This is a genomic window from Brevundimonas sp. FV2ps16 (genome assembly GCF_058681075.1).
Genome location: NZ_CM178728.1, coordinates 1,806,559 through 1,820,359, shown reverse-complemented (window position 1 = coordinate 1,820,359; position 13,801 = coordinate 1,806,559). Strand labels below are relative to the sequence as shown.

The window sequence follows — 13,801 nt, the reverse complement described above, 5'->3', positions numbered from 1 at the left end:
TTCCGAGTGTGAACGGAGATCTGCTCTCGGGTGCAATGCTCATTCGCAATCCGCCTCAAAGCAGGGGTTCGCGACGGCCGCTTAAAGGCAAGCCGAGACATCGCAGCGAGTTCAAGAGGCCGTAGGGGTATGCAAGGTCAAGCCGCCTGGCCTTGTGAGCTGGATTTACATCACGAGCGTCTGAAGCGCGACTAATGCTGCGATAGTTCCGGCGTCTGGAAGGTCATTCGGAACGTCGCGCCCGCCATTCCTGGCTCCCGGCTGAAGGCGCCGCCCATGCGGCGCATCGCGCTTTCGCAGATCGCGAGCCCCAGTCCGCTTCCGGAACGCGCGTCGTCGCTTCCCCGGATGAACCGCGCGAAACCCGCATCGGGAAAGGCCGATGGCAGGCCCGGGCCGGTGTCACGAAATACGAGCGACCCGTCTGCGGTCACCAGAACCCGGACCCGCGTGCCGACAGGCGTGTGTTTGCGGACGTTCTCCAGCAGGTTTCGGAGCACGAGGGCGATCAGGGTCGGGTCGCCGATGACCCCGACGCACGCCTCCAGACCCTCGGCCTCCAGCGACCATCCGGCCGCCACAAGGCGCGGGGCTGCCTCCTGAAGGATCCGGGCGGTGGTCTCGGCCAGGTCGAGCGGCCCCAGGGCGAACGCGGCGCCCCCGTCCAGTCGCGCGATGTGCAGCAGTTGCTCGATCAGGCGCGCCATCGCATCGACGTCGCGCATGGCCGCGTCCCGGTCCGGGCCGCCGGCCAGGCCTTCCAGACGCAGCTTGAGGTCCGCAAGGGGCGTCCTCAGCTCATGGGCCGCATGGATCGAGAAATCCCGCTGAGCCACGGCGCCCGCTTCGATGCTGTCCAGCGCCTGGTTGACGGCGGCGATCAGCGGCTGGACCTCCGCCGGCGCGGACGCCCCGGCCAGACGCTCATGGCCCAGGGTGTCGAAGGTGATCGCTTCCGCCTGCGCGGCGACGCGCCGGAGTCCCCGCAGGCTGACACGGACGATGACGACGGCGGTGATGACCATGACCAGAAGCATCGCCAGGGCGGCCCATCCCAGTTCTTCCAGAGACTGGGCGAAGAAGGTGTTGGCGAGGGCGGATATGTCCGACCGCGACCGCGCCAGCCGGAACCACACGCCGGCTTCCGGCACATAAAGTTCGGCGATCAGCAGCGGCCCGGCGCCGTCGAGCGACACGCCGCTGGACAGAACCGGTTCGGCACGCGCTGGACCCGGCCGGCCGGCGGGGGCATTGGCCTCGGAACGCGCCAGCACCATCCCGTCCTGGGCGACGACGGTGTAGCCATAGACCGGGCGGGCGCCCGACAGGAGCCCGGTATAGGGCGGATCAATCTCTGACGCGGGCTCCGCCGGTCGGACGAACGCCACACGGCCGTCGGGGTCGCGGCGGACCGACCCGGCCCACTCCCGGACCTGAGTGGCCAGGCCCCGCTCCTCGATCGCGAATTGGCCCCGTGTGAACTCCAGGGTCAGGATCGACCCGGCGGCGAACAGGGTCAGGGCGGACACGACGGTCACCACGACCGCCAGCCTGACATCGAGCCGATAGGCCCCCTTCATGCTCGGGTCTCGCACAGGACATAGCCCAGGCCGCGCAGCGCCTGGACTTCCACCGACGCCCCCGCCTTCGACAGCTTCCTGCGAAGCCGATGGACCACAGTCTCGATCGCGTTGTCCGACCAGTCCTGATGAAGCGCATAGAGATGCTCGCCCAGCACCGCCTTGGGCGTTACGCGGTCGCCGGCCCGGATCAGCTTGTCGAGGGCCGCATGCTCCTGGGCGGTCAGCCGCACTGCTCCGTCCCCCACCACCAGGCTCATGCTCTGGGGCGCATAGACGATGTTGCCGATCCGGAACTCGGTCACCGTCGCGTCGGCCGAACGTCGCCGCAGCGCCCTCAGCCGGGCCAGCAACTCCTCGGTCGCGAACGGCTTCACCAGATAGTCGTCGGCGCCCGCATCCAGTCCGGCCACCCGATCCCCGATCTCGTCGCGCGCCGTCAGCATCAGGGTCGGTGTTCTCAGACCGGCGGCGCGGACCGATCTGACGAGCGCCCGGCCGTCGCCGTCGTCCAGCATGACATCGACGATGGACAGGTCATAGGCCGTCGTTCGCCACGCCGCCTCGGCGTCTGCGACGGTCGCAAAGACGTCCACCGCATGACCCGCTTCCCCCAGACGTTGGCCGAGGGCCTCTGAAAGCAGGCGATCATTCTCGGCGAGCAGGATCCGCATCAGGCTTTCTCCACAGCCGCCCCGGCTTGGTCAACACGAAGATTTCCCAGCCCTGACGACCCGCCACGCGCCCGTGCACCGGAGATCGGCGAATGACAGGACGACAGCCCGGCAATGGCGGTCCGCGCTGCAAGCGAACTGCAAGCTGCAGGGCGCAGGCGTCTCGGCCATGAGCACACTCTCCCGCATTTCCCCGCTGCCCGCAGTGTCCTCGAACCGGGTGACCGTGGCGCTCGCCACGGGCGTCGTGACGACTAGCCTGGTCTTCTGGGCGTTTCCGACGCTGGACCTGACCGTCACGCGCTGGTTCTACACCCCGGACGACGGCTTCGTCCTTTCAGCCGATCCGGGCCTTCGTTTGCTTCGCGCAAGCTCGTCCTGGGCGCTGATCGGGGTCGTTCTGATCGCGCTGTTCTGTCTTGCGCGAGAGGCCGTCAAAGGCCCCCTGGCCTGGTCGCGCGTCCGCACGCCGATCTGGCTGCTGTCCGGTCTGGCCCTCGGTCCGGGTTTGCTGGTGAACGGACTGCTGAAGGCGAACTGGGGTCGACCTCGCCCGATCACGATCGACGTCTTCGGCGGGGACGCGGTCCACCAGAAGGTTTGGGTCGTCAGCGACTGGTGCGATCGGAATTGTTCGTTCGTCAGCGGCGAGGCGTCCTCGGCCGCCTGGCTCGTCGCGGCGGCGCTGGTCACGCCGAAGGCCGTCAGGCCGGCGGCGACAGCGACGGCGGTCGTCTACGCGGGCGCTCTGTCACTGAATCGGATCGCTTTCGGCGGGCATTTCCTCTCGGATGTCGTGCTGGCCTGGCTTCTCTGCGGGTTCATCTTCGCCGCCCTCCATCAGTTGATGCTGGGCCAGACCAGCCACGAACGCCAGTCGTCGCCCCGTCCTCAATCGGAGCCGGAGCTGCAGCATTAGCCCCTATCATCCGGCAGCGCTGGGCATGGGCAACCGGCCGACCGGTCCTTTGCTGGATAATCGTCTATCGTTGCCGAGCGATGCCGCCCTGAGCGATATCACCGAGCCGGAGCTTCGCCAGATCACAGCCCGCAGGTTCAACGATGCGCTCAGGATGTGCGCGCCGCGATAGGCGCCCGCGCCCACGGCCCTAGACTTGCGCCACGGGGCGTACGGCGTGGGCGCCGACAGCATTGTGACGGCGGGAATGGCACTCACGCAATGGGGCCTCAGCTGGAAGCTTGCGCCGCTGGCTGCTGCGGCCTCCAAGAGTGGCCCAGCCGAGGCCCGCAAAATGTCAAGCACGGCCCTGTAGCGCAACGCCAGCGCAATGCGCCGTTCCCGACTGCCGCCATGAGTCACTAGCGGGTCCAACTCGCCGAGCGCACCACCTGCACGCCCGCCCCCGAGGCGACGATTGGCCAGAGACCAATCGTCGCCTTGCCCTCGCCCCCGCCCTCGCCTACTCCAGTCATCGGCCGCTCCATCGGGGGTTGCGGTGTTTCGGAGTTATATCATGCGTTCTGCGCGTCATCTGCTGCTGGTTGCGGCCTCGGGGTTGGCTCTGTCGGTGGGGGCGTTCAGCGTTCCCGCCCCCGTTCTGGCCCTGGCCTTTGCGCCCGCCGCCGCTCAGGCTGAGACCCAGGTCCCGCCGTCCGATCCCTGGGCCCAGGCGGCCAGTGATATTCCAGCCGATCCGGCGGTGCGGTACGGCCTGTTGCCGAACGGCATGCGCTACGCCCTGCTGAAGAACGCCACCCCGCCCGGTCAGGCCTCGTTCCGGCTGCGGATCGACGCGGGCTCGCTGATGGAGCGGGACGACCAGCAGGGGCTGGCCCACTTCATGGAGCATATGGCCTTCAACGGGACCAAGGATATTCCCGAGAACGAGATGCTGCGGATCCTGGAGCGGCTGGGCCTGGCCTTCGGGGCCGACACCAACGCCTTCACCAGCTTCGACCAGACCGCCTATATGCTGGAGCTGCCCAATACCCAGGACGAGACGGTCGATACGTCGCTGTACGTGATGCGCCAGATGATGGGCGACGCCCTGATGGCGTCCGAGGCCATCGACGCCGAGCGCGGGGTGATCGTGGGCGAGGAGCGGACGCGCGACACGCCGCAGTTCCGCGTGCTGAAGACCCAGCTGGGCCTGCTGGCGCCGGGCCAGCGCCTGTCGCAACGCCTGCCGATCGGCGACCTGGAGGTGATCCGCACCGCGCCGCGCGACCGGTTCGTGGACTTCTATGACGCCTATTACCGCCCGTCGCGGGCGACCTTTATCGCCGTGGGCGACTTCGACGTGGACGCGATGGAGGCCAAGATCCGCGGGGTCTTCGGCGACTGGACGCCCAAGGCGGCCGACGGGCCAGAGCCCGACCTGGGCGTGGTGGCGCCGCGCGAGCCCCAGACCAGCATAATCGTCGCACCCGGCGTGCAGTCGTCGATCCAGATCAACTGGATCAAGGCGCCCGACCTGGATCCCGATACGGCGGCCGAGCGGGCCGAGGACACCCGCCGCAGCCTGGGTCTGGCCGTGCTGAACCGCCGGCTGGGCGAGATGGCGCGGGCCGACAATCCGCCCTTCCTGGGGGCCAACGCCGGTTATCAGGGCCTGTTCGACAGTCTGGACGCCGGGGTCCTGGCGGTCGCCTTCACGCCGGGCGAATGGAAACGGGCGCTGGAGACCACCGAACAGGAGGCGCGCCGCCTGAGCCAGTACGGCGTGACCCAGGCCGAGCTGGATCGCGAAATCACCGAATACCGCACCGGATTGCAGAACGCCGTGGCCACGGCCGCGACCCGCTCGACCCCGGCCCTGGCCGGCGCCCTGCTGAACGCCGTCAACGGGGATTCGGTCTTCTCGACCCCGCAGGACAATCTGGCCCGGTTCGAGGCCGTGGTCGCCGACCTGACGGCCGAACAGGTCAACGCCGCCGTCCGCCCGGTGTTCGAAGGCCAGGGGCCGCTGGTCCTGTTCACCAGCCCGGTCCCGGTCGAAGGGGGCGAGGCGGCCGTGACCGCCGCCTTGGAGGCCTCGCGTCAGGTTCCGGTGGCGGCGCCGGCCGCGCAGGCCGAACTGAAATGGCCCTATGAGACCTTCGGCCCGGCCGCCGTGCCGGAATCGCGCACCGAGGTGGCCGACCTGGGCGCGACCCTGGTCCGCTTCCCCAACGGGACCCTGCTGAACATCAAGAAGACCGACTTCCGCGACGATCAGGTGCTGATCAGCGCCACGACGGGGATCGGCAGCCTGGGCATGCCGACCGACCGGTTCTCGCCCCTGTTCGCCGCCAACGCCGTGCTGAACTCGGGCGGGCTGGGCAAGCTGACGGTGGACGAGATCAACCGGGTGCTGGCGGGCCACGTCTTCAACACCAGCATCAGCCAGGGGCTGGACTCCTATAATCTGGGCGGGACGACGCGGCCGGAGGATCTGGCGCTGACGATGCAGATCCTGACCGCCTATCTGACCGATCCCGGTCTGCGAGCGGCGCCGCTGCAACAGGCCAAGGCCTCTTATCCGCAGGCCTTGGAACAGCGGGCCTCGACGCCCGGCGGGGCCTTCGGGCTCAAGGCCGGCGTGCTGCTGGCCGGCGGCGATCAGCGGGCGGCGACCCCGACCAATGACGAGTTCCAGTCGGTCGAGATCGAGTCCCTGCGCGAACAGATCAAGGCGGCCCTGGCCCAGGGCCCGATCGAGATCACCGTGGTCGGCGACGTCGATGTGGATGCGGTGATCGCCGCCGTCGGTTCGACCTTCGCCGCCCTGCCCGCACGCGGTCCGGCGCCGACCCCGGCGCCGGCCTCGGCCCAGCGTCGCTTCCCCGCCCCGACCGCGACCCCGATCCGCCTGACCCACGCCGGCCAGGCGACCCAGGCCCTGGGCGTCGTGGCCTGGCCCACCACCGACCAGATCGGCGACCGCACGACGGCGCGCCAGCTGGGCGTGCTGCAGGCCGTGCTGCAACTCCGCCTGAACGAGGAGATCCGCGAGAAACAGGCCATCGCCTATTCGCCGAACGCCAGCGGAACCACCTCCGACACCTTCAAGGGCTATGGCTATATGGCCGTGGCGGCCGAGACGCCGCCGGAGTCGCTGACGAAACTGTTCGAGGCGGTGGACCTGATCGCCGCCGACCTGCGCGACAATCCGGTGAGCGACGACGAACTGAACCGCGCCCGCCGCCCGGCGGTGGAGCGGCTGCGGCGCAGCATGGCCGACAACGGCTACTGGCTGGGGCAGCTGTCGGAAGCCCAGTCGAATCCGGCCTCGCTGGACCAGATCCGCAACAATATCGCGGTGCTGGAGGCCGTCACCGCCGCCGACCTGCAACGGCTGGCGCAGCAGTATCTGAAGCCCGACACCGCCTGGCGCGCCGAGGTCGTCTCGGACAAGCCGGCCCAGTAAGAAAAAATGGCCCCGGTTCGTGAGAGCCGGGGCCAAGCCTTTTTGGGGCCAGTCTTCAGGATCGTCGACGGAGAGCCGACGGTCTTATCTTGCGTTGCCCAGCCTGAGCCGCGCCTGAACGAAGCGTGTCAGCTCCGGTTCAGAACACCCGGCCGCCGACGCCGCCGTCCAGGGTGATGGCGCCGGTTATGACGGTCGCGCTCTGGACCTGTTCCTCGCGGTATTCGGTGTATTCCTCTTCGCGGTACATGGTCAGGATCTTCACCCCGGCCCCATAGCGGCGCAGCAGCGAGCGTTCGTTGCAGTCGCGCTCGGGCTTTTCGGGGCGGCATTCCAGCCGGCCCTCGCCGCCGAACCACAGGGCCTCGTGCTTCTTGCAGGTCAGGGTCGCGCCATGGTCGAATTTGATGTCGCCCTCATAGTCGGCGATCGTCGCCTGGAGCCAGGTTCCGGCCAGGCAGCGGTAGATCTCGCCCTCATAGCCGTCGGCGATCTCGCGATCCGGCTTCACCTGGGACGCCGGGTGCGGCGTCTGGCGGTCGTCCATGCAGACGGCCTGGATCACGACCCGCTTCATGCTGCGGCGATAGGCGGTGAAGGGGGCGCGGACGGTCTGGGTCAGACCCTCGACGGCCAGGCCCTGGATGGTGGTGGGATAGGGCTGGTCCACGGTGACATAGGCTGCGCCGCCGCCCCCGCCGTAACTGCCCGAGAAGCCTCCCGCCCGCGCATTGATATAGGCCCGCGCGCCGGCGTTGGCCGTGGCGCTGGCCCCCGCATTGACGTTGACGTTCACATTGACGTTGGCGTTCGAGTTCCAGCCGCCGTTCCCGCCGCCGCCGCACGATCCGCCGCCGCAGGAAGGCGGAGGCGGCGGAGGCGGCGGAGGCTCGCACGAGGTGCAGGGCGGGGGCTCGCACGCGGGTTGACCACAGCTCTGCGCCGTCGCCGCGCCGGCGACGCCGAACACGGCCACGCCGGCCGCCAGACCCAGCATCCAATTCCTGATCCGCTGCCGCATCGGCGGGACTCCCGAACGAATTCTCACGTCGTCTGGACAGACTTCCGGACGATCCAGCCTTAACCAAGACGGCAAAAGCCTTTCGTTTCCGTTGAGACGAGGCGGTGTTCGGGATGGCGCAATGCCGCATCCGTCTGCTAGACCGCCCGCACAATGACCGTCCGCGTCCACATTCGCCTGATTTCGATTAGCCGCCCGGCGTAGCGCTTCTGGGTCTTTCCCAGCGCACGTCGGGACGACCGCCCATCAGGGCGACAGAAGCCGCCCTCACGCAGCGCGAAGCGCGATAGGGCGAACAAAGATGCGAACGCTCACCCCACGACGCCGAGACGACCCATGGCCGACGCCACAGACACCACCGACACCCCCGCGGGCCGCGACTATCGCGACACCGTCTTCCTGCCCGAGACGCCCTTCCCCATGCGCGGCGGCCTGCCGCAGAAGGAACCGCTGATCCTCGAGCAGTGGGGCGACCTGTACGGGCGCCTCCGGGCGCAGCGGCAATCCGAAAACGCGCCCCTCTATGTGCTGCACGACGGCCCGCCCTACGCGAACGGCGACATCCACATCGGCCATGCGCTGAACAAGACGCTGAAGGATTTCGTGGTCCGCAGCCGGTTCCTGCTGGGCTATGACGTCGACTATGTCCCCGGCTGGGACTGCCACGGCCTGCCGATCGAGTGGAAGATCGAGGAACAGTTCCGCGCCAAGGGCCGCCGCAAGGACGAGGTCTCCAAGGACGAGTTCCGCGCCGCCTGCCGCGAATACGCGGGCAAATACATCGACCTGCAACGCGACCAGTTCAAACGCCTGGGCATCACCGGCGACTTCGCCAACCGCTACGCCACCATGGACTTCGCGTCCGAGGCGGCCATCGTCGCCGAGTTCCATAAGTTCAAGAACTCGGGCCAGCTGTATCGCGGCTCCAAGCCTGTCATGTGGTCGCCGGTCGAGCGCACGGCCCTGGCCGACGCCGAGATCGAATACCACGACCACGTCTCCCCCACGATCTTGGTCAAGTTCCCGGTCACCGGCGCGTCCGACGACCACCCCGACGACCTGCTGGCCTTCCGCACCAGCACCCCGTCCATCGTCATCTGGACCACCACGCCCTGGACCATCCCGGCCAACCGGGCCATCAGCTACGGCCCCGAGATCGCCTATGGCCTGTATGAGGTCACGGCCATGGAAGAGGGTCTGGAGTTCGCGCCCTGGGCCAAGCCGGGCGACCGACTGATCGTCGCCGACAAGCTGGCCGAGGATGTGTTCAAGGCCGCCAAGATCGCCGCCTGGACCCGGATCTACGACATCAATCCGTCGGGCCTGGAATGCGCCCACCCCCTGGCGGCCCTCGACAGCGGCTACGGCTTCTCGGTGCCCCTGCTGGCCGGCGACCATGTCACCGACGACGCCGGCACCGGCTTCGTCCACACCGCCCCGGGCCACGGCGCCGACGACTTCGAGGTGTGGAAGGCCCACGGTCATCACGAGGTGCCGGACACGGTCGATCCGGACGGCGCCTATTACCCTCACGTCCCCCTGTTCGCCGGCCTGAAGGTTCTGGAGACCGAGGGCAAGAAGACCGGCAAGTTCGGGCCCGCCAACGGCGCGGTGATGGAGAAGCTGATCGAGGTCGGCAATCTGCTGGCGCGCGGCCGGCTGGAACACTCCTACCCCCACTCCTGGCGGTCCAAGGCCCCGATCATCTTCAGAAACACCCCCCAGTGGTTCATCCGCATGGATCAGCCCCTGAAGTCGGGCGACACCCTGCGCGAAACGGCCCTGACCGCCATCGACGACACCGAATTCCACCCCGCCGCCGGCCGCAACCGCATCCGCTCGATGGTCGAGGGCCGCCCCGACTGGCTGGTCAGCCGCCAGCGCGCCTGGGGCACGCCCCTGGCCATGTTCATCGACAAACAGACCGGCCAGCCCCTGCACGATCCCGAGGTTGACGCCCGGATCGTCAAGGCCGTGGCCGAACACGGCGCCGACATCTGGTTCACCGCCCCGGACAGCGACTTCCTGGGCGCCCACGACCCCGCCCGCTACGAAAAGGTCGAGGACATCCTGGACGTCTGGTTCGACTCCGGTTCGACCCACGCCTTCACCCTGGACCCGCGCCTGCCCGAGCACGGCTATACCGGCGACCGCCCGGCGCACTGGCCGGCCGACCTGTATCTGGAAGGCTCGGACCAGCACCGCGGCTGGTTCCAGTCGTCGCTGCTGGAAGGTTGCGGCACCCGTGGCCGCGCCCCGTTCAAGGCGGTCCTGACCCACGGCTTCACCCTCGACGAGAAGGGGGAGAAGATGTCCAAGTCCAAGGGCAATACGACCGACCCCCTGACCATCATCAAGGAGAGCGGCGCGGACATCCTGCGTCTGTGGGTGTCGCTGGTCGACTATTCCGAGGACCAGCGGATCGGCAAACAGATCCTGCAGACCACGGTCGACGCCTATCGCAAGCTGAGGAACACGGTCCGCTATCTGCTGGGCGCCCTGGCCGACTTCGACGAGGCCGAGCGGCTGACCGACTACGACCAGTTCCCGCCGCTGGAGAAGTTCATCCTGCACCGGCTGTGGGAGTTGGACGCCCATGTGCGCCAGGCCTATGCCGAATACCGGTTCCAGGACGTGGTGCGCCCGGTGCTGGAGTTCTGCTCCAACGACCTGTCGGCCCTGTATTTCGACATCCGCAAGGACAGCCTCTACTGCGACCGCCCCGACGAAATGCGTCGCCGCGCGGCCCGGACGGTGATGGACGCGGTCTTCCTGCGCCTGACCGCCTGGCTGTCGCCGCTGACGCCGTTCACGATGGAAGAGGCGTGGACGACGCGGTTCCCTGAAGGCGGGACGAACTGCGCGCGGGTGATTCCGGAGACGCCGGCGGAGTGGGAGAATGCGGCCGAGGCGGAGCGGTGGGCGAAGATCAACACCGTGCTGGAAGTGGTCAATGAATCGCTGGAGGCCGCCCGTCGCGACAAACTAATCGGCGGGGCGCTGGACGCCTGGCCGACCGTCACGGCGCCGGCCGGAACCTTCGCCCCGTTCAACGGTCTGGACGCGGCCGAGATCTTCCGCACCTCGGGCGCAGAACTGGTCGAAGGCGAAACACTGGCGGTGACGGTGGCCCTCGCCGACCATCCGAAATGCGCCCGCTCCTGGCGCCGTGTCCCCGACGTCGGCTCCGACCCCGCCTACCCCGACCTCTCGGCCCGCGACGCCGATGCGGTCCGGTACTGGGACCAGACGCACGGCTGACGCCCTAAAGACCCTCCCCCGCTTGCGGGGGAGGTGGGCCGACGTCCGCGCAGCGGACCAGGCTCGGAGGGGGGAGTGTCGCCTGAAGTAAGACTTCCCCCATCGTCAGGCGTGTCGCTGCGCGCCACGGCCTGACACTTCCCCCGCAAGCGGGGGAAGGTCTTCAGCGCGCACAATGACGCTGGTCCGTTCCTAAAGATTTCAACGCTCTAACAGAATCTCACCCCCCACTTCTAATCACCCCTCAAAACGCGCGCATACTCCTGTCGGTCTCGTCGCTAGGAGGGCTCGTAAGGCCTGCGACCTTGCGGCGGCGGGAGCGTAGGGATCAGGGGCGGGGGTGGGATTCCCTCGCGCCGCATGACGGTGCATCGGTGGGCTCATCCCGCGCAGAAACGTCGGCGGAGGACTCGGGGTTAGGAACCCGGTCGCACTCGGGACGATCCTTCGCAGGGATCGCCGACCTGACGCAGGCCTTGGGGAAGAGGCATCACAACTGCCGCTTCAATATCCCCGGCCGGCAGAAACACCCTGCGCGCGGAGCGTCTGTCTTCGTCGAAACGGTAAAAACTATTCACTCCGGGCGAGGCCCGGCGCTCCGTCCCGCCCTCCAGACTTCGCAGCGAAAGCGCGTCGGCGCCTCCGCTCGCCTGCATCACGGCGCGCAAAGAAACCCCCGGAATCAACACTGCCTTAACCGTAAGGATTCACCATGACCGTCTCACTGTTCCGAGGCCGCGTTCCATGTCCGAGCTCAACACCCCCGTCCTCGCCAAGGACGTCATTCACCGTGGCGATTGCATCTCCGTGCTGAAAAGCCTGCCCGACGCCTCGGTCGACATGGTCTTCGCCGACCCGCCCTATAATCTCCAGCTGGGCGGCGACCTGCTGCGTCCGGACAATTCCAAGGTCGACGCCGTCGACGACGACTGGGACAAGTTCGACAGTTTCGCCGAATACGACGCCTTCACCCGCGCCTGGCTGACCGAATGCCGCCGGGTTCTGAAGCCCGAGGGTTCGATCTGGGTGATCGGCTCCTATCACAACGTCTTCCGCCTGGGCGCGGCGATCCAGGATCTGGGCTTCTGGGTGCTGAACGACATCATCTGGCGCAAGTCCAACCCGATGCCGAACTTCAAGGGCACCCGGTTCACCAACGCCCACGAGACCCTGATCTGGGCCGCCCGCTCGCGCGAGCAGAAGCGCTACACCTTCAACTACGACGCCCTGAAGGCCTTCAACGAAGACACCCAGATGCGTTCGGACTGGACCTTCGCCCTGTGCACCGGCGAAGAGCGGATCAAGGACGCGGACGGCAAGAAGGCCCATCCGACCCAGAAGCCCGAGGCCCTGCTGCACCGCGTCCTGCTGTCGGCCACCCGTCCCGGCGACGTCGTGCTGGACCCCTTCTTCGGCACCGGCACCACCGGCGCCGCCGCCAAACGCCTGGGCCGCCACTATATCGGCATCGAGCGGGACGAGACCTATGCCGAGGTCGCTGAGACCCGCATCGCCTCGGTCATTCCCGCCAATCCGGAAGACCTGATGGTCATGGGCTCCAAGCGCGCCGAGCCCAAGGTGCCCTTCGGTGCCCTGGTCGAGGCCGGCCTTTTGCACCCCGGCGACCGCCTCTATTGCCCCAAGGGCGAGCGCGAGGCCCGCGTCCGCGCCGACGGCTCCCTGGTGTCCGGCTCGATGACCGGCTCGATCCACAAACTGGGCGCCCTGTTCGAGAACGCCCCCGCCTGCAACGGCTGGACCTACTGGCGCTTCAAGACCGACCAGGGCCTGAAATCCATCGACGCCCTCCGCGCCGAGGTCCGCGCCGGGATGCAATAGGCCGTCAGATCAGGGCCGGTTCGCCGGCCCGATCCAGCGCCTTGGCGAAGACGGTCGGCAAGGCGGCCCGCGCCGCCTCGAGCGCCAGCCACTGATAATCCCCACCCGCCTCGACCCGCGCCATGCGCACCGTCAGGGTCAGGCTGAAATGGGTGAAGACATGCTCGACCGCCCCCGCCTCGCGCCAGTCGGCGGACACGGGCGGCATCGCATCCGGCGAGGCGCTCCAGTCCGACGTCGGCAAGCCTAACATCCCGCCCAGCAACCCCTTGTCCGGCCGCCGCTCCAGCGCCACCTGTCCGTCGGGATCGATCATGACGAAGGCGAAACCCCGACGATGCGGACGCTCAGCCTTCTTCAGTTTGACCGGGAACCGCTCGGGGCTCCCGCCGGCCCGGCCCAGACACTGGTCCGCCGCCGGGCACTGACCGCACAGCGGCGACTTGGGCCGACACACCGCCGCCCCCAGATCCATCAGCGCCTGAGCCCAATCCCCCGGACTCTCATCGGTGACGAACAGACCCGCCAGCCGCTTCAACTCGGGCCGGGCCTTTGGAACCGGCGTCTCGACCGCGAACAGCCGCGCCATGACCCGCTCGACATTGCCGTCCACCACATTGGCCGGGCGATCAAAGGCGATGGCCGCCACGGCCGCGGCCGTATAGGCGCCCACCCCCGGCAGGGCCAGCAAGCCCGCCTCCGTATCCGGAAACACCCCGCCATGCTCGCCCGCCACCGCCCTGGCGCAGGCCAGCAGATTGCGAGCCCGGGCGTAATATCCCAGCCCCGCCCAGGCGGCCATCACCGCCCCGTCCTCGGCCGCCGCCAGATCCGAGACCGTCGGCCAGCGGGCGGTGAAGCTCTGGAAATAGGGCGTCGCATGCGGCGTCGTGGTCTGCTGCAGCATCACCTCCGACAGCCAGACCCGATAGGGCTCGGTCCGCCTCTCCGCCCCCGGCGGCGCGCGCCACGCCAGGCTGCGCGCATGGCCGTCGTACCAGGCCAGCAATTCGGAACGGATCAGAGAGACGTTGGGAGAGACGGGGAGCATGGGAT

8 protein-coding genes are annotated in these 13,801 nt (G+C 68.2%); 4 read left to right on the top strand and 4 right to left on the bottom strand.

From position 1 onward, the window contains the following. Window positions 1-191 precede the first annotated feature (191 nt). Complete coding sequence (locus ACW170_RS08735) at window positions 192-1,580, bottom strand: sensor histidine kinase (RefSeq protein WP_492086348.1); 1,389 nt, start codon at window positions 1,578-1,580, stop codon at window positions 192-194. Further along, window positions 1,577-2,254 (bottom strand): response regulator, encoded by a 678-nt coding sequence (locus tag ACW170_RS08730; RefSeq protein ID WP_492086347.1) that lies wholly within the window; start codon window positions 2,252-2,254, stop codon window positions 1,577-1,579. The genes ACW170_RS08735 and ACW170_RS08730 overlap by 4 nt, the downstream gene beginning before the upstream one ends. A 169-nt stretch (window positions 2,255-2,423) precedes the next feature. Here ACW170_RS08730 and ACW170_RS08725 point away from each other — a divergent pair, with 169 nt between their 5' ends. Next, a complete protein-coding gene (locus ACW170_RS08725) occupies window positions 2,424-3,173 on the top strand; it encodes a phosphatase PAP2 family protein (RefSeq protein ID WP_492086346.1) in 750 nt (249 codons plus the stop codon). A gap of 556 nt (window positions 3,174-3,729) precedes the next feature. Beyond that, window positions 3,730-6,624 carry a M16 family metallopeptidase gene (locus tag ACW170_RS08720; protein WP_492086345.1) on the top strand — a complete coding sequence of 965 codons (2,895 nt, stop codon included), beginning with the start codon at window positions 3,730-3,732 and terminating at the stop codon, window positions 6,622-6,624. 139 nt (window positions 6,625-6,763) lie between these two features. On the opposite strand, the gene ACW170_RS08715 is transcribed toward ACW170_RS08720, so the two are convergent. Next, on the bottom strand, window positions 6,764-7,645 hold the full coding sequence (locus ACW170_RS08715; RefSeq protein ID WP_492086344.1) for a hypothetical protein: 882 nt from the start codon (window positions 7,643-7,645) through the stop codon (window positions 6,764-6,766). A 336-nt stretch (window positions 7,646-7,981) separates the two neighbouring features. On the opposite strand from ACW170_RS08715, the gene ileS reads away from it, so the two are divergent. Further along, the gene (gene ileS, locus ACW170_RS08710) at window positions 7,982-10,906 is read left to right on the top strand and encodes an isoleucine--tRNA ligase (RefSeq protein WP_492086343.1); all 2,925 of its coding nucleotides are present in this window, start codon (window positions 7,982-7,984) and stop codon (window positions 10,904-10,906) included. Between the two features lie 744 nt (window positions 10,907-11,650). Then, window positions 11,651-12,745 carry a site-specific DNA-methyltransferase gene (locus ACW170_RS08705; protein ID WP_492086342.1) on the top strand — a complete coding sequence of 365 codons (1,095 nt, stop codon included), beginning with the start codon at window positions 11,651-11,653 and terminating at the stop codon, window positions 12,743-12,745. Window positions 12,746-12,749: 4 nt separating this feature from the next. On the opposite strand, the gene mutY is transcribed toward ACW170_RS08705, so the two are convergent. Beyond that, complete coding sequence (gene mutY / locus ACW170_RS08700) at window positions 12,750-13,796, bottom strand: A/G-specific adenine glycosylase (protein ID WP_492086341.1); 1,047 nt, start codon at window positions 13,794-13,796, stop codon at window positions 12,750-12,752. Window positions 13,797-13,801 lie beyond the last annotated feature (5 nt).